We start from the raw sequence: 16,949 nt of genomic DNA on the forward strand, positions 1-16,949 counted from the left end.
TATTGGGTAGGTGCCCCCTAGGTGGGGGCGGGAAACCGGTTTTCAAGCCCCTAACGGGGCTTAGTTCGAACCGGATACCTTGGGCTGGTCGGCGTAAATGAGCAGGGGCGGTGTGTCGCCGGTGATCGAATTTTCATCGACGACCACCTTTTCGACATTGTCCATGCCCGGGAGTTCGTACATCGTGTCGAGAAGGACGTGCTCCATGATCGAGCGCAGGCCGCGCGCACCGGTTTTCCGCTCCAGCGCCTTCTTGGCGATGGCGGACAATGCGGTGGGGCGAACTTCCAGCTCGACGTTTTCCATGCCGAACAGCTTCTGGTATTGCTTGACCAGGGCATTCTTCGGTTCGGTCAGAATCTGGATGAGGGCGGCTTCTTCCAGTTCGTTGAGTGTGGCGATGACTGGGAGGCGGCCGATCAGTTCAGGAATCAGGCCAAACTTGATCAGGTCTTCCGGCTCGACGTCCTGCAGAATCTTGCCGACTTCCTTCTTGTCTTCCTTGCTCTTCACCTCGGCACCGAAGCCGATACCACCCTTTTCGGAGCGGTTGTTGATGACCTTTTCCAGGCCGGCAAAGGCGCCGCCGCAGATGAAGAGGATGTTCGTGGTGTCGACCTGGACGAAGTCCTGGTTCGGGTGCTTGCGGCCACCTTGCGGCGGAATCGAGGCGGTGGTGCCTTCGATCAGCTTGAGCAGGGCCTGCTGCACACCTTCACCCGAAACGTCGCGAGTGATCGACGGGTTGTCGGACTTGCGAGAAATCTTGTCGATTTCGTCGATGTAAACGATGCCTTGCTGCGCCTTTTCGACGTCGTAGTCGCACTTCTGCAGCAGCTTCTGGATGATGTTCTCGACGTCCTCGCCGACGTAGCCGGCTTCGGTCAGCGTGGTGGCATCGGCCATCACGAAGGGGACGTTGAGCAGGCGAGCCAGCGTCTGGGCGAGCAGGGTCTTGCCGGAGCCGGTGGGGCCGATCAGCAGGATGTTGCTCTTGGCCAGTTCGACATCGTCCGCATTACGGGCAGTGTGGCGCAGGCGCTTGTAATGGTTGTAGACCGCGACGGACAGGATGCGCTTGGCGACTTCCTGGCCGATGACGTACTGGTCGAGAATGGAGCTGATCTCGCGCGGCGTCGGTAGGTCGGAGCCGCCTGCCTTGGCGGCTTCTTCCGGCAGTTCGTCGCGGATGATGTCGTTGCACAGCGAGATGCATTCGTCGCAGATGAACACCGACGGGCCGGCGATCAGCTTCTTGACCTCGTGCTGGCTCTTGCCGCAGAACGAGCAGTAGAGCAGTTTTTCCTGGCTTCCCTTGGACATTGTCGTCTCCCGGATCAGGCCGCGTCGCGGCGAGTCAGAACCTTGTCGATCAGACCGTATTCGGCTGCTTCGTCCGACGACATGAAATTGTCGCGGTCGGTGTCGCGCTCCAGGCGCTCCAGCGGCTGGCCGGTGTGTTCGGCCATGATGCGGTTGAGCTTGTCCTTGATGGAGAGGATTTCCTTGGCGTGAATGGCGATGTCCGAGGCCTGGCCCTGGAAGCCGCCAAGCGGCTGGTGAATCATCACGCGCGAGTTGGGCAGGGCGAAACGCTTGCCCTTGGCGCCGGCGCAGAGCAGGAAGGCGCCCATTGAGGCAGCCTGGCCGATGCACAGCGTCGACACGTCCGGCTTGATGAACTGCATGGTGTCGTAGATCGACATGCCGGCCGTCACCGAACCGCCGGGAGAGTTGATGTAGAAGTAGATGTCCTTGTCCGGATTTTCCGCTTCAAGGAAGAGCAATTGGGCGACGACCAGATTGGCGCTGGCGTCGTTGACCGGGCCGACAAGAAAGATCACCCGCTCCTTCAACAGGCGCGAATAGATGTCGAACGCGCGTTCGCCGCGTCCGCTCTGTTCGATCACCATCGGGACGAGGCCCAGAGCCTGCGGATCCCAGTTGCTTGCGTTATCGATATTCATGTCAGCCCTTGTCTGTTGAGTTTGATTGGTCTTGTTAGCTACGTTTGTCGCGTTTGCGACAGATTCTAGCTTACTGCTTCTGACCCATCAGTTCATCAAAAACTGCGGCCTTGTCGGTGACCTTGGCTTTGCCGAGCACCCACGCGACCACGTTGTTCTCGATCGCGACGCCTTCGACTTCCTGCAGGCGTTGCGGTTGAGCGTAGTACCAACGGATCACTTCTTCCGGTTGCTCGTAGGAGGCAGCGGTTTCTTCGACCATTGCACGCACTTGTTCCGGGGTTGCCTGAAGCTTTTCCGTCTTCACGGCTTCAGCAAGAATCAGACCAAGGGTAACGCGGCGCTTGGCCTGGTCGGCGAACCATTCCGGCTGGATCGGGAAATCCTTGGTTTGCATGCCACGTTGTTCCATATCCTGGCGGGCGGCTTGCATCAGGCGCTGCACTTCCATTTCGACCAGTGCGTTCGGCACGGTGATCGGGTTGGTCTTGAGCAGGGCTTCCATGACCTGTTCCTTGACCTGGCTTTCGATGCGGCGCTTCACTTCGCGCTTCAGGTTGCCTTCGATTTCGGCGCGCATCTTCTCGACGTCGCCATCGGCCACGCCCATGCTCTTGGCGAACTCGGCGTCAACTTCCGGCAGCTTCGGAGCTTGGACTTGCTTGACGGTGATTTCGAACTGGACGGTCTGACCTGCCAGATCCTTGGCGAAGTAGTCGGCCGGGAAGGTCAGATCGAAAGTCTTGGACTCGCCAGCCTTGGCGCCTTCAACAGCCTTCTCGAAGTCCGGCAGCATCATGCCCTGGCCGAGGACGAATGGGTAATCGTTAGCGGAACCGCCCTGGAAGGGCTCGCCATCCTTCTTGCCGAGGAAGTCGATAACGACGCGGTCGTCCTTGGTGGCGACGCGGTCGGCGGTTTCGTAGGAAACGCGCTGCTTACGCAGGATGTCGAGGGTCTTGTCGACTTCGGCGGCACTCACTTCCAGCACCGGACGCTCGACTTCTGCGGTGGACAGGTCGCCGAGGGCAAATTCCGGGTAGGTTTCGAAAATGGCGGTGAATTCGAGGTGGGTGGTGCTCTCGGTGGTCTTCGGTTCGATGCGCGGATAGCCGGCAACGCGAATCTTCTGTTCGGTGACGGTTTCGCCGAAGACGCGGTCGAGCTCCTCGGCCAGCACTTCGTGACGAGCCTGGTCGCCATACTGTTGCTTGACGATGTTGAACGGCACCTTGCCCGGGCGGAAGCCAGGCATCTTCATGTTCTTGCCCATGCGCTTCAGGCGCTGTTCCATTTCCTTCTCGACATTGGCGATGGCGATGGACAGTTCGACGCGACGTTCGAGTTCGTTAGCTTGTACAGTGGTGGCTTCCATGAAAAATCCTTGTGACTGCAGAGGCGAAAAGTGAAACCGCCAATCATATCACGGTCCCTATCTTTGCCGAATGTTCGAGACCTTCTCGGCGAATCGGCAGAAAATTCGCGAAGCCTGTAGACAGAAGCGAATGTGCATCGTACAATGCGCGCCTTCTTCGACGGCGGCATTAGCTCAGTCGGTAGAGCACTGGATTGTGATTCCAGGTGTCACCGGTTCGATCCCGGTATGTCGCCCCAAGATTCAAAGCCCCGCAAGGTCCGTCCTGCGGGGCTTTATCGTTTCGGAAACGCTATGACAAAAACTGGCGATTAGTGTTTTCCTAAGATGAAAGTCCAGTTTTCCTAAGATGGTCTACCTGACGGCCTTAGATTTGCGCAGCCGACGACGGTCGTAAACTCGACTTATGGTTGCCTCCTGGCGGTGGCCTGTTAGGTCGCTTGCCTTCCGGCCCTGGTCGATCATGTCAGTTACCGCTTTTGCCCGAAGATCATGAAACGTGAATCTCTCGTTTCCAAGAGCGCACCATTCGTTCATCAGGCGCTGCCAGTTAGATTTGAACCCATCAGACGTGTATGGCGTTCCTGCTCTTGTATGAATGACAAACAGCGGCGTGATAGAGCAGGGCATCGAGAGTGCGTATCGAACCATCCTTCGAAGCCTAGGAGTCCATTCAACAAGCGTTCCAGATCCTCGCTTTCGAGCACCGAAAGTAATCCCATCTGACGATATCGCATGGCGCGTGAGCTTCAATATTTGCCCCTGTGCCTTGCCGGTCAGATATGCGATATACGCTGCAAGCGCCATTCGCATCCCAGCCTCGCTCTTGCGCGCCGAGAATTTCAAGAATTCAACAAACTCGGCGTCAGTAACTAGCCTAGTTCGTGATACCTCGTTGTTGCGCTCAACGCCGTTGCACGGATTGATATCAACGACACCGGAGCCGATCAGCCTATTGAACATCGTAGATAGCAGGGCAATCTCTCTATTCGCTCTAACCGGGCTTTCCGATCCTCGAAACTCGTGAAGGTATTTCCAGATGTGTGTCGGCCGGATAGCAGCCGGGTCCATCTTCCCGAAAGCCTTATTTAGCTGGATGATCTCCAGCTCGTTGCTGTCGTATGTGGACTGTGCCAGCTTATTTGACCTAACCAGCTTAAGGCGAGATGCCATCAGCTGGGAAAGGTAGTCTGCAACGGTTCCTCTGGCCGGCGCTTCATCTTCAAGTTCGAGAAGCTTGCGCTTTGCTTCGGGCAGATCGCGGCCGAGATTTATGTACTTGTTGTTGCGGTCAATCGTGTAATAGGTCTTATGCCGCTTCCCTTCGTAGACGTACAACCTGGCCATACCCAGTTCCAGGTTGTTTTTTCTGCGCCCCACCATTTGTTTTTGCCGTCCAATGTGAGAAATCAGGTTCTTGGTCGTTTGCGGGCTCGTTTTCCATAGCCCCCATCCGGAAATCGTAATATGTGCGAGCTATCTTCGGGCGACCGGCCGCAGAGATAGCGAACTTCCAGCCATATTGCTTTAGCCATTCGATTTGTTTTCCAGGCAAAACGCGATCAGTTAGCTCGCGCACTTCTTCTCGTGTTAGATGAGCGCCCTGGTTGGGCATACCTGGTGATTTATTCATTCTGTCACTCCATTCGAATATGGGCCGCCCCCAGCGGGTGATGGTGTCCCGCTTTTCGTCTGGCCGGACTAGGGAGCGGCTTGATCTGTATTTGGCTGCACAGATCGTTATTGATGCAGAGCACCGGCTGTTGCACTACGCTGAATTTCGCCCATGATTCCGGATAGCTCTCCGGATTTAAGTTTTCCGCTCTTGATGCCGGAAATGTCATCCATGAACTCTTTAGCGATAGTCATGGCGTGATAAGCGGTTTTTTCTAGGCTTGTAATCCTTGAGTAATAGACGTGAGTTAGTGATTCGCTGAGGCTGATTTTTTTAATTAGCCCGATGGCTTTTTCTTCGTCGAGCTTTCGCGGCTGGCCATATTCACAGTTGAATGCGACCCGCCGCTTGATGTGCTCAATCGCAATCTCGTATGCCTCGAAAGCCATGGAGATTGCTTTCTCCTTGATGGCTTTTTCGATTGATTCAGGCGCATCGACTTCTGGAAGGCTGAGGCCGGAAAGCATTGCTCTTCTGACCTCTAGCGCAGGCATATTTTCTTCGAGCTTGTTGTGCTTCGGTTCCATTGTCCCGATGTATCGGAGCGCTTCCAGATACTTCGACGACGGAAGGTCGCGGTAGCTTGCCAACCTGAAGTGATTGTTGAACCGGCTCCATGCGTATGGGCGGTCGGCGCCGTTCGGAAAGCGTTCAGCCATGCGCGTGACAATTTCTCCGGCCTGCTCTCGGCTGATTGCTACCGAGTAGCTTCCAGTCTTGCGGATCGCGGGCAGCACTTCTTTCGTCACCCACTTTGCAAACTTCCGCGCTTCGGGTTTGCGGCTGCGCAGGACTAGGGCGTACAGGCCAGATTCGTTGATGATGTTTGTTGGAACCCCTAACGGCGCGTTAGGGGTCGGAACCATTGCTGATGCACGTTCGTCATCATCAAGATGATCGCCAACGGCTTTGCTTGTGTTCTGGTAGCCAAGGGCGGCGCAAACGTCTGATGCGACAAACCACGGTTCGCCGTCTTTAGTGACGGTGCGGACTTCGTTGGAATTGAAGTTGAAAACTGCGGGTGTATTGGTGTTCATTTGAGTGCTTTCATGGACGGGTTTGTTTTCCGTCACCCCAAGACCAATTGGGGTGGCAGACCGAGACAGGAGTTGGTCTACCGGTGAAAGCTCCGGCCCGCATTGCTGCGGCTCCTGCCCGGCCCGCCATTGAAAGCACGAACTTTGGGCGATAAAAAAGCCACAACTTTGCGTTTGCGGCCATTCGCCGCTTTCACTCAGGAGACCAATCCCGGTCGCCTCTGTATCGGCGACGGGCGGACTGTAATCCTGAGCGAAGCGGAGTGTCAAGTTTTCCAATCCTTTGCTCCGGCGATTGTTGTATTCAGTAGCTGACTGAATTCGTCATCAGGATGCCCAATCACTGCACTGGCGGATTTAAGCAGTGAAAGCAGTTCGTCGCGCTGCTTGGTTAGCTGCTCAATCCTGGTAATGGCAGACAAAAGATCGCTGGCTGATAGCATTGCAGTGCCGCATACGCGATTCTCAAAAGCATCTATTAATCTGTCTTCGAGTGACATCTTAGAAAGCGCCTCCGCGTCAAATTCGACATGCCTGCTTGAATTGCACAAAAGACTACGCAAGTCTTTTTCAATATCAATCTGCCCAAGCGGCAGGGCGCGGATTGCTGCGGCGCATTTTGCTACTCCGTTTTGCGCTCCCGGAAAATCGACATAACTACTGCACTCATTCGCACACCGTTCCACAACCAACTTCTCCACCGCATCAGCAATGCGTTTGGCGTACTGACTCAAAGCTGTTGAGTCTGGTTGGATGGCGATGGCTTCGCGTGCAATTTCGGATTCTGGAAACCTGTTGGCAAATGCACCAATCGCTTCGTCTTTCAGCGCAATCGCCGCCAGTAGTTCTAGTTCGCGTTCTGGGGTCATACCTCACCGCCTTCCGATCCTGCATCGACCAGCACGTAAGAAACAAAATGACCTTGCGTTCCATTTGGCAATACCGCCTTGCGCATCTTCCCGGCTTTAATAAGCTCGTCCAGGCAGCGCCTCACCGTTCCAATGGATAGGTTAAGAACCTTCGCAAGATCAACCAGAAAACATTCGCCGCCATCTCGTTTGGCAAAGTCGATTATTTCTGACTTGATGTCTTCCTTAGACCGGCGAACTGATGGCTTGATGCTCTCGTCGACCGGCACTCCGCTTTCCATCTTCCTGATGCAAATCGCCGGAGGAGGGGACCACTGAACCAGTCCCAGTGATATCGCTAGTGTCATCTTTTAAACCCGTTAAATCGCAGACCCAAAGCTCTGTTAGCTCACCGGTCTTGCTGTTATCGAATGCGGCAACACAAATCCACCCGGATTTCTCCAGTATTCGCTGCTGAGCAAAGTTGTTTGCCCTGCACGTGCACTGAGCGAAATCGAAGTGGCTCTCGATGAGGACCCTCATTTGCTCCTGTTTCAGCCGGTATCCGTTACCCTTACCGCGCTGACCGATCGGAACAAAGAAACCGTGGCAGTGTGCAATTTGAGGCTGTCCTGGTAGCGGGTCGATGCTGAACGACCCGAAGGGGTAGGCGTAGCGTGTCATGGTCTTCTATGAGTCGTTTTTCTTACCGAAGCGAAGCTTTTCAAGCTCAGCAAAGGCAGACTTCTCATCCATCTGATAAACGAGTTGAAACAGCATTTGAGTTGGTTTCGGCATTGCGCGACCAGACTCGTATCTCGATCCGCCTGACTGCGTAACGCCAATGCGCCCCCAGAAATCCGACTGGTTAAGCCCAGAGGATTTGCGCGCCTGAATAACGTCTATCGTGCTGATGGTTTGTTTGCGCTTCTTGTTCATGGTCATCTTCCCGTATTGTTAATTGACATCCTCGCCTACCTGAAGGAAGGCGATTCCTACGGCGCTAAACAAGGGCAAGCCCCTGCGTAGTCGCTTCGGCGGCTCACTCCTCAAGGACGCTGCGCGTCCAGTCCGGTTTGGACGAGGTTTGCCGCGCATTCCGATCAGGCCGCCTGCTTGAGCTGCCCGGTCATTCCGTTCTCGATCCAGAATGCTTCTGTTGTGTGCGTAAATTGCCCGAGGCTCGGAAGTGCCTTGAGCGTTCCAAAAACCAGTGCGGTATCAATATCGCCATCCGAGGCAATACCGTCCAGCCAGTACAGAAGATCCTCGCGGCCGGTGAGGTCGAGCACATCGAAGCGGTCCAGCACCAGCAGCTTGATTCCAGACATGAATGAAACCGCCTCTGCGATCATGGCATCTGCTCGCCATTTCTCGGATTCGCTGATCATGGCGTAATCGCGTAGACCGTAGGTGATGCTCATATCGGCGTTGATCTGGGCAGGCTCCCACTGCGCATTCGCGGCACTCAGTCGCAGACGCTCATTGATCGGCCCAAGTTCATCGGCGAGGATTTCGCTGGGGATTCCGTCCGGAGCCAAGGCGTCGGATATGGCCGTCCATTCTGTAACGTCCTGGTGCAGCTTGGCGACCTGTTCCACAAGCGCGGCACGGCCAGCTGCTTTACTGGCCATATCCGAGTACTTCCGCTCATCGGCGCGCGCGGCATCGCGACGCGCTGTGATTTCGCGTAGCTTGGCCTGCATCACTTCGATATCAGGAAGCGGCTTACCTTGCTCGGCGATCAGCTTGTCGTATTCGGCCTTGGCGGCCTTGGCATCCTCCAGATCACGCTTGTCGTTGGCAACCGAGCGCAGCATTAAGTCACGGGCGGCTTCGTATTCCGGCAATTTGGCGACTGCTTCCGGGTCAGGGCCTGCGTCGTTGCCTACCGGGTCGCCGTGTAACTTGACGTACTCGGCATGGTGAGTCGCTGCTCGGTTCAGCAGTTCGCTCGGCCAATCGACATCGGGATAGTCGTTGGACAAAGCCAGGAATTCGGCGGTCACAGTAGCTAGGCCGCGCAGAAGAAACTCACCAGGTGCCTTTGGATTAGCCGGTACCGCGCCAGCCTTTTCTCGGGTTATGGCGACCTTCTCTTCCCAGGCAGCTAATTCGGCGGTGTCGCCACTCAGCTTGTCCTGAATACGCCCGATTTTCTCGGCTTTGGCATGCAACTCAGCCCGGCGTGATTCGGCTTGCTGTCGGCGCGCTGTCTCTGCTCGAGCTGCGCCGATTTCCTGCTGCAATCTCCCTATGTCTTCATCGTCGGCGGAGATGATGAGTCGCGTCTTTTTAAGCAGATCGTCCGCCGTTGATGCATCGAATTCGAGCGGAGCAGGCTGCCAGGCGGCGGCCTTTTCCTTTCCCCAAGTCTCGCCGCCCGTTGAGGTCTTCCAGCTGGCCTTGGCGTCGCGGGCCTTGGATGCGGCCTCCTTCTGGGCAGCATCGAAGCCTGCGCGCAGAATCGGCATGATCCGTTCGACCTTATCAGCATTGCAGCCCTTTGCGACCAAGCGATCCTTGACGCTTTGTCCGTCAAGCTTGATTCCTATCAGGCCGAACAGGAAGGTGCGGCGCTCCTTGTCGTCCATGTGGGCAAATCGCTGAGCGTCCAGTACGAATGACAGCGTCGCGTTGTCGCTGTGAATTCCCTTTCCCGATGGCAGAACAACAGAGTACGAAGTGTCGGCCGTTTCCACTTCAACGAAGCCGGATTCCTGCCCATCGGTGACGAGTGAACCGTAGTCCTTCTTGAGTCCGACGCGGACCGTCTCGCCGGTCAGCGCCATGCGGATGGCTTCCTGCAGGCTAGATTTCCCTGCTCCGTTCTTGCCAGCGATCAGGGCAACAGGCTTTGACAGATGCACGTTGACGGCGCTTGCTCCGAGGAAGTTGCTGGCAGTGATGTTGGTAATTTTCATGGCTATGCAGCCTCCGTTTTAGTATCGACAGGTTGATCATCAAACCACCATCCGCTGACTAGGTTCTCTGGCTTGGCATTGGCGATAACTTGCGCACGTTTCGGCCATTCTGCGAGTCGAATCAATAATCCTGCGAAGACACCGAAACCCAAGCCAGCATCGATGCCCCAGCCAGCCTTGATGCCCCAGCCAGCCTCGATGCCCTCGCCAGCCTTGATGCCACAGCCAGCCTTGATGCCACAGCCAGCCTTGATGCCCCAGCCAGCCTCGATGCCCTCGCCAGCCTTGATGCCCTCGCCAGCCTTGATGCCACAGCCAGCCTTGATGCCCCAGCCAGCCTCGATGCCCCAGCCAGCCTTGATGCCCAAGCCAGCCTCGATGCCCTCGCCAGCCTTGATGCCCAAGCCAGCCTCGATGCCCTCGCCAGCCTTGATGCCCAAGCCAGCCTCGATGCCCTCGCCAGCACGCAACACACCGTGGACAGTTGCTCCTCTATTGATGACGAGGTGTCCGGCGGCGAATAAATGCTTGCAGTCGGCAATTACTTCAACCTCAAGCACCGCCTCGCGGTCAGGGCCGGCGTTATTCATCAGCCATTCGGCGTCGGAAGGGCGGTCGTCGTCAGCCAGGGCGTTGAGCACGTCCTGATACTCAGCCTCTCCGTCCGGGAAGCGGCGCAGGAACCACTCGTATCCATTGCGGCATGCACCCCATCCTTTTAGTTGATCCTTAGTGATTTTCATGGCTATGCAGCCTCCGGCATAAGTTCAAAATCGCCGCGCTTCGGTAGCCAGTCTGGAAGCAGGCCGATGGATTCGCGAATCTTCATGATTCCGCCGACAACCTCGACATCGCCAATGCCGGAGATCATGAATAGCAGCGGCGAGTCTTCATCGCGCGTGAAGAAGCGTAGAGCAGGGGCCTTGCCGCCCATTTTGATTTTCAATACATCGACCAAGTAGTTCAGATTCACCGCGCCGTGGATACCTTCGCGGTATCCGGCGCAATCGACTACGCCTTCGATGCGAGGGAAAGTTCCGTCAATAACAGAGTTTCCTGGCTGTACGAATACCGGCATCGTTGCAGCGTCATTCCAGACCACCGAGCCGTTGTTCATCACATCGAATGTGACCTTAACGTCAGCGTGTTTGATTGCATCCTTTGAGACGTGAGCTACCACCTCTTTTTCGGCGTATCCGTTCGGGTCTCGGACGATGATGAAGCGGTGGCCATCGGTAGCGACGACCATCACCGACCCGTCGTCGAGCGGCCGAATATTCACGCCGCACAGGTAATACCTGACATCATCTTCCGCGATGAATGGGAAAGCAGCCTTGATAGCTACGGAATTCACCCTGCAAATGAGTCTCTGGGATATGCTCGAATCGTCTTCGATGAGCATATCGTGTTGAACAGTGGCGTTCATCTTGTTCCTTGGTGTTAGGTTATTTGGTGGCGGGGTACTCGGCCTATCCGATGGCGGCATTACTCACTCGGCTCTGAACCGATTCGTCTGCTGACCGTCGCTTGCTGCATCGCTGCACTTGGTATCCGCCTGCTCACACGTGTAGGTCACAGGCTTTTCCCCCTTGATCGTTACTCGATTCCGAGTCCGTCTCCGCTGCGGCTGCGCTGGCGTGTCTGCTTAGGCTGATGCGCATTAGCGATGGCCTGCTCAATAGCCTGCTTCTGCCCATCCGGGAAGGCGCGGGCCATATCGCGGGCGAGATCGAAGTCACCGGCCTTGACTGCAGCGGTGGCGTCTTCGAATGTCTGGCCGTCGCCTTGATGCTTACCGGCCTGCTCGACATGGCGCAGGGCGGCGTCGTCTGGGTCGCTCTTCTCTGAAAATTCAGCCGGGTCACGGCGGCCGGTCATCGGTGGAACATTGACCGGTGCCTGCTCTGTCAGGTGTCCGCGAATCTCGCCGGTCTCTTCATCGACTGAGCCGAGCGCGTATGGCGCGTCGTCAGGAACGATGGCGAAGTCACCGTCCATCGCGTCGAGGTGCTGGTCCTTACCACCTTCTGCCATGCCGTCGAGTGCGGCGGCGGCTTGGAACTCGATTGAGAGCGGCAGGTACTTGGCCAGCCGTCGGATCACCGTCTTTCGGCCCATTTCAGTGAAGTGCTCCTGCCAAACCTTCGACGGGTACTTGTTCTTCTTGTCGGCCGCGGCCTGAATTTCCTCGACTTGCAGGCGGCTCATAAACTCGAAGCAGTGACCGCCGTCCTTGAGCTTGGCGACGGCGTAGAAGCCGATGATTTCTCCACGCTCGCCCAGCGACGGGGTGTGGAGCAGCTTCTCGTCGAGGCCATATACCAGCTCAAACTTGTCGTTCTCGCAAACCTCGTGGGCGGCGATGCTGACGATCTGACCGGAACGGCGCGCCAGGTCGATCAGACCCTTGTAGCCGATGATGACCTGCACCGAATTGACCCAACGCTCGTTGCCGTTGGCGTCCTTGCGCTTCGTATTGAAGGGGACGAGGTAGGCATGGCCGAGGACGGTATTCGGTTCGAGACCCATCTGGGCGCATTGACCGATGGCGCCGACCAGGCTGGCCACGTCGCACTTGGCCAGAGCCGGGGTGGTGGTGGCCGCGATCTGGGCAACCTTGAGCAGGCGCTCGGCGTTCAGGTGCTTCGGGAGCATCTTTGCGATTTCGCCTTGCTTGGTCTTCAGCAGGTAGGCGATCTGCTCCTTGGGCTTCATGTCGGACAGTTTTGCCGGCTGCTCGCCACCGGTTGCTACGGCTTTCAGTGCTTGGGAAGTCATGTGTGCTACTCCTTGGTTACTTGAGGATGAAGGGGCGGGCGCCGGGCTTCGTGGTGGTGAATTGCGCGGTGTGGTCGGCCGTCGGCTTCAGGTCGAGATAGGCGGCCTTCCAGTCGGTTGCGATTCCGTCCTTGTTGTTTTTCCACGTGGCCAGCGGCTTGCCGCGATACAGCAGGGTGGCGGCGGTGCCCATGCGGGCCTTGATCTGCGCGGCGACGAGTTCGATCTGGCCGTCGAGGTTCTTGGCGTCGGCCTTCATGTCCTTGAGGCGTTGGCAGATCAGCGCCAGCTCGTCGTCGGCCTCGATCGCGGTACCGCCGTCGCGCTGGTAGAGCCACTTCACGTCGACGGGGTCGGTCGGCTCGGGCGGGTTACGGTCCTGAATGCGCTGCCAGAACTCGATCTCGCGGGGGCGCATGCCGGCAATGGTCTCGTCGTCACGGTCAAGGAAGTGGATGCGCAGGTCGTCGGCGCCGATCAGCGCGGCAACGATGGCGCGGCGGCGCGGCTTGATCATCAGACCGTGCATCACCTGGGCGGCGTAGTAGATCGGGATTTCGTCGGTGCCTTCCTCGCCCCAGTCCTTGGCGGCGAACGGATGGACGGTCTTCATTTCCCCATTCACTTCCTCGCCATCGATCAGCAGCTCGAGGTCGAGTTCGCAGGCGAGGAAGGGAAACTCGGGGTCCTGATAGCGCTCGTTGCGGGCGATGATCTGGACGTCGTGGCCGCGTCCTTGCAGCTCATCGACCAGCATTTCAACGACGACCGGCTCCCAGCGCTTGCCGCGGTTCAGGACGCGGTCGCGCATCGGGCTGGACTCTTCGACGAAGGCGCCGATCTTTTCCTGATACAGCTGGAAGGGCGTCTTCCACTTCGAAACACCTAGGATCGCGGCGGCGTCGCTGCCGCCGATGAACTTGGTTCGGTCTGGCATGAAACCAGTGGTTGGCGCATTCATACCCGCCCCATCTCTCTAGCCATCCGGCCTTGCAGAAACACTTCGAGAACGGCCGATTTCTTAAAGGCGGTGGAGTGGTGGGCGCAACGGCAAGAGTCGTACTCCGGATGGAGAACCCACTTACTTCCGAGCGTATTGATTGCGCGGATGCGCTTCATCTGGTTGCTGTGTTCAAGGCGCTTTTCCACGTCTGAGCAGCTCTCGATTGCGCTGCCAAGTTGGCGGACTGAATTGATGATGAGCTGTCGATTCTGAGTGGCGAAATCCATGTTCATTTCTCCAAAAAAGAACCCGCTCAGTGCCGAATTGCGACACTGGCGGGTACAAGTAGCGGACCAGGAGGAGAGGCCCGACGAGAGGTGTGTGGGTAACGGTTGAGGTATCTGCCGAGGACTCAGCGCGCCTGCTTATCCTCACCGGGCGCTATACGGATTGCAGATACCTCAATGGTTACGCCTCGTTTGAAGCAACAGGAATCAAAGCCGACTGGCAGGCGCCAAGCTAGTCGGCTTGTGCGTTTCAACTAAGCGTGTATGGCGTGCTCTGTTCTATGCCTACGAATCGAATCGCGCTTCATAAAAATGCGCACGCTGTGGTCATCAATGGAAGACGACTCTTTTGGCGTATTCCGGTTGAGCTTTAATGCGCGACGAAGCTTTTTGTCCGCCTGCTGCATGTAGGAGAGCACCTGCTTTTCGTTCTCAGATGGGAGAAGAACCCGATAGTCTCCTTGCTGCTTTGATAGATACTTGCCTTCGCCAAGCAATATGTTGCGCACGTAGTCTATGGCCGCCATTTCTCGCAGCTGTGCGGATTCGAAATCTTCTTTTCGTCCATATTCCGGATATTCGATTCCTAGGATTTCTCTAACCAGGTCGCCGCTAATCATGGATCCATAATCGAGCAATTTCCGCTTGCTCAATTCGCTGTAGAGTTCATCGGACATCCTTTACCTCTGCTTCTGCGCGTCCGAATGTTGGGCGGAAATCACCAAAACCGCCGTACTTTGCTGCTCGCTCGATGATTCGTTTCAAACAAGACAAGTCAACAACGGTGTCGTCATATTCGATTACGGTACTGAACGACCAGTCGTGGAATATGGGGGCGTCTTTTGGCACTCGAACTTGGCCCTGTTTAAGAAGCATGCGGTGCCGAAATGCTGGGTTCAGAACAACGTCTTTGACGCCCTTTACCTTTTCCCTGCCTCTGTAGGCCAAGGGGATTTTCTTTTCCGTCGCGAACAGCCCGCCGCGCATCTTTGAGCGGCCAATCTTTGCTACAGAAAACCCGGCCACAATGATTGCCTCGGTTAGCCATGTTGCTGGAACATACACGCCGATTTTTTCATCGAAATACAGCTTTGACTCGGCTTCCAAGTTGCCAAGCTCAATCAGGTCGTCATCCGTTTTGGAAGTCCGCTTGTTTGTAATCGCCTTTTTCGCCTTGGCGTAGTAATTGAAGGGATCAACCGTTTGCGGATTGTTCTGTAGCAGCGGAGAAATTCCGTTTACGGAAACGCTTGCCTCTCGAATTGCCATTTTTGTTCTCCAAAAAACAAAGGAAGTCTGTAAAAGCGACTCGGACAACCTACCTAGATAGGCTGGCCGCGTTGCTTTTCTATGCTTTGCTTTGCAGTTCGATGCTCTGCTTTGCAGTTCGATGCTTTTCCCTGCACTGAGGGTTTAAAGCCCCTCGACAAGCGGACTGTTTCCAATCCGCTGGCCGCGTTGCTTTTCTGTGCGCTGCATTGCTGTGCCTTGCGCTGCTGTGCAATGCCGTGCATTGCGCTGCATTGCCTGAACTGTGTATGGCTAATTGATCGGCTAAAAGGCTTGCCAGGCCTACCGGTGACTAACCGTGCGCCGCCATCTGATACATGGCCACTTCTAATAAGCCGACCAGGGGTCGTCGGCACTTTTACCCTTAAACAGACTGTGCTCGTGATCCGCGCTTAAGGCCGTTCCAGCCACATCAGGTCAGTCTCGGCGCATTGGCTTGAACCGACTTGCTCCTGATCGCGTGGGGCAGGGAGTCTGCTGTTTATTTTTCCGTCTTGTAGCGTCCGGTACTGGTGCTGCTGACCGGCTTGCTGGCGCTTGGCCTAAAGAGCTTGCACACGACCGCCGGAGTACCTGCGTTTCCAGAATTGACCGGCTATCGGTCGCCTCGTCGTGTTGCGATGGAGTAAATGTAGCATTGCTATGGATATTGGTCAATAGCGGCGCTATAGATTTTCCACGGCCAGTCACGCAAGCGCAAAAAAGCCGCCTCGGGGGCGGCTGGTGGAATCCTAGGTGCGCGCTAGGCGGCTGGGGGAGGGCGTAAAAAAACCCGCCGAGGCGGGTTTGTTATGGTGCTCTGTCGATGTCGTTGTGGTCTGCCACTCTTCGCAACAAGGCGTGAGTTCCGTTTATCTCCATAGACACCTTGTAGTTTCCGGTTATGTGGATGGTGTATCGGCATGGATTTGAGTATCCCTTGAGCTTTTCAAACCTAAGTCCGGCCGGGAATGGTGTCTTTACTAAGTCTTGTAGCTTCTGGTCGACTAGGTCGCGAAGCTCTATCGTTAGTTTTACGTATTCACGATGAAATACTCTTGTTTTCTGCCATGAGCTAATCTTTACTCCGCCAGCCCCTGTGATCGTCATGCTTGCCGAAGATTATCAATGAGATCTTCGATAGACTTGAACGGCGTTGTGTCACGTGGCTCGGCGGCTAAGTCATGTGTAATCAAAGAGGCACGGGCATCTAGTATCATCTCAACCAGCTCAGCAACTGCGCCGGTTGCGTCTTCATAAGAATCATGTAGCGCTTCGCAGTGGTGATCCTTCAGGCGAGAATCCCTGTCTATGGCAGAGCGCTTTACAACAAGTTTGGTAAGGAAGTTTTGCATTGATGATGCAGCGCTAGCCATAGCATCAACTGCAATTCCGTCTGGGTCTATGTAATCACCAGGATTCGCATCCAATGACTTGATGTGGTCGTTACACGCAGACAAAACCTTGCATAGACCTGTCATCACGGATGTGATTCCATTCATTGCATCGACCGTTCCGTCGATAGCGGCGAGAAGGCTTATGCTCACAGATTCCGTAGTTGCGGCAATGCCGGCAAGATCGGCACCTGTCCAATGTACAGATTCAAAATTGTGTTGCATCATCATTCCCCAAAGTCGGCCACGAATCCCGCAGCTTCACCGTTCCATTATGTTGGCATCTTCAAGTTTCGACAATAGACTTATCCACAGATTCAATAGTTTGCAAATGAAATGTCCTGTAGGGGTCTTGTCATGTACAAACAACAAGTAAACGCTCCAATACCAATACGCGAAGCCGCCGCCAACGATCCGGCGGTGAGGGATATTCTTGACAGAATCTCAAGCGG

At 55.9% G+C, this 16,949-nt stretch carries 18 protein-coding genes and 1 tRNA gene; 1 reads left to right on the forward strand and 18 read right to left on the reverse strand.

The window, feature by feature from the left end:
• Positions 1-60: 60 nt before the first annotated feature.
• From clpX to tig, 3 genes are all read right to left on the reverse strand, one after another.
• Positions 61-1,323: an ATP-dependent Clp protease ATP-binding subunit ClpX gene (clpX, locus tag WIF35_RS01845; RefSeq protein ID WP_412479869.1), complete on the reverse strand. Its 1,263-nt coding sequence runs from the start codon at positions 1,321-1,323 to the stop codon at positions 61-63.
• 14 nt (positions 1,324-1,337) lie between these two features.
• A complete protein-coding gene (clpP, locus tag WIF35_RS01850; RefSeq protein ID WP_412479870.1) occupies positions 1,338-1,967 on the reverse strand; it encodes an ATP-dependent Clp endopeptidase proteolytic subunit ClpP in 630 nt (209 codons plus the stop codon).
• Between the two features lie 70 nt (positions 1,968-2,037).
• The gene (tig, locus tag WIF35_RS01855) at positions 2,038-3,342 is read right to left on the reverse strand and encodes a trigger factor (protein ID WP_412479871.1); all 1,305 of its coding nucleotides are present in this window, start codon (positions 3,340-3,342) and stop codon (positions 2,038-2,040) included.
• A gap of 163 nt (positions 3,343-3,505) precedes the next feature.
• Here tig and WIF35_RS01860 point away from each other — a divergent pair.
• A tRNA-His gene (locus WIF35_RS01860) sits at positions 3,506-3,581 on the forward strand.
• Positions 3,582-3,696: 115 nt separating this feature from the next.
• Here WIF35_RS01860 and WIF35_RS01865 read toward each other — a convergent pair.
• The 15 genes from WIF35_RS01865 to WIF35_RS01935 all read right to left on the reverse strand — a co-directional run bounded on the left by WIF35_RS01865 (position 3,697) and on the right by WIF35_RS01935 (position 16,728).
• Positions 3,697-4,689, reverse strand: coding sequence for a hypothetical protein (locus WIF35_RS01865; RefSeq protein ID WP_412479872.1), 993 nt, complete (start codon positions 4,687-4,689; stop codon positions 3,697-3,699).
• On the reverse strand, positions 4,652-4,975 hold the full coding sequence (locus WIF35_RS01870; RefSeq protein ID WP_412479873.1) for a DUF4224 domain-containing protein: 324 nt from the start codon (positions 4,973-4,975) through the stop codon (positions 4,652-4,654). The genes WIF35_RS01865 and WIF35_RS01870 overlap by 38 nt, the downstream gene beginning before the upstream one ends.
• Before the next feature lie 107 nt (positions 4,976-5,082).
• Positions 5,083-6,324 (reverse strand): BRO family protein, encoded by a 1,242-nt coding sequence (locus WIF35_RS01875; RefSeq protein WP_412479874.1) that lies wholly within the window; start codon positions 6,322-6,324, stop codon positions 5,083-5,085.
• Complete coding sequence (locus WIF35_RS01880; protein ID WP_412479875.1) at positions 6,321-6,923, reverse strand: hypothetical protein; 603 nt, start codon at positions 6,921-6,923, stop codon at positions 6,321-6,323. The genes WIF35_RS01875 and WIF35_RS01880 overlap by 4 nt, the downstream gene beginning before the upstream one ends.
• Entirely contained in the window at positions 6,920-7,192 is a 273-nt protein-coding gene (locus WIF35_RS01885) for a winged helix-turn-helix domain-containing protein (protein WP_412479876.1), read from the reverse strand. The genes WIF35_RS01880 and WIF35_RS01885 overlap by 4 nt, the downstream gene beginning before the upstream one ends.
• A 400-nt stretch (positions 7,193-7,592) precedes the next feature.
• A complete protein-coding gene (locus WIF35_RS01890) occupies positions 7,593-7,841 on the reverse strand; it encodes a helix-turn-helix domain-containing protein (protein WP_412479877.1) in 249 nt (82 codons plus the stop codon).
• A 164-nt stretch (positions 7,842-8,005) separates the two neighbouring features.
• On the reverse strand, positions 8,006-9,826 hold the full coding sequence (locus WIF35_RS01895) for an AAA family ATPase (protein ID WP_412479878.1): 1,821 nt from the start codon (positions 9,824-9,826) through the stop codon (positions 8,006-8,008).
• A gap of 2 nt (positions 9,827-9,828) precedes the next feature.
• A complete protein-coding gene (locus WIF35_RS01900; RefSeq protein ID WP_412479879.1) occupies positions 9,829-10,569 on the reverse strand; it encodes a hypothetical protein in 741 nt (246 codons plus the stop codon).
• A 2-nt stretch (positions 10,570-10,571) separates the two neighbouring features.
• Entirely contained in the window at positions 10,572-11,252 is a 681-nt protein-coding gene (locus WIF35_RS01905) for a hypothetical protein (RefSeq protein WP_412479880.1), read from the reverse strand.
• A 170-nt stretch (positions 11,253-11,422) separates the two neighbouring features.
• Positions 11,423-12,604, reverse strand: a complete 1,182-nt coding sequence (locus WIF35_RS01910) for a recombinase RecT (RefSeq protein WP_412479881.1) — start codon at positions 12,602-12,604, stop codon at positions 11,423-11,425.
• 16 nt (positions 12,605-12,620) lie between these two features.
• Complete coding sequence (locus WIF35_RS01915; protein ID WP_412479882.1) at positions 12,621-13,541, reverse strand: YqaJ viral recombinase family protein; 921 nt, start codon at positions 13,539-13,541, stop codon at positions 12,621-12,623.
• A gap of 20 nt (positions 13,542-13,561) precedes the next feature.
• Positions 13,562-13,834 (reverse strand): hypothetical protein, encoded by a 273-nt coding sequence (locus WIF35_RS01920; protein WP_412479883.1) that lies wholly within the window; start codon positions 13,832-13,834, stop codon positions 13,562-13,564.
• 254 nt (positions 13,835-14,088) lie between these two features.
• Complete coding sequence (locus WIF35_RS01925; protein WP_412479884.1) at positions 14,089-14,511, reverse strand: hypothetical protein; 423 nt, start codon at positions 14,509-14,511, stop codon at positions 14,089-14,091.
• Positions 14,501-15,103 (reverse strand): hypothetical protein, encoded by a 603-nt coding sequence (locus tag WIF35_RS01930; RefSeq protein ID WP_412479885.1) that lies wholly within the window; start codon positions 15,101-15,103, stop codon positions 14,501-14,503. The genes WIF35_RS01925 and WIF35_RS01930 overlap by 11 nt, the downstream gene beginning before the upstream one ends.
• A 1,106-nt stretch (positions 15,104-16,209) precedes the next feature.
• Positions 16,210-16,728 carry a hypothetical protein gene (locus WIF35_RS01935; protein WP_412479886.1) on the reverse strand — a complete coding sequence of 173 codons (519 nt, stop codon included), beginning with the start codon at positions 16,726-16,728 and terminating at the stop codon, positions 16,210-16,212.
• Positions 16,729-16,949 lie beyond the last annotated feature (221 nt).

The organism is Azonexus sp. IMCC34839 (genome assembly GCF_047047955.1).
Classification (GTDB): Bacteria; Pseudomonadota; Gammaproteobacteria; order Burkholderiales; family Rhodocyclaceae; genus Azonexus.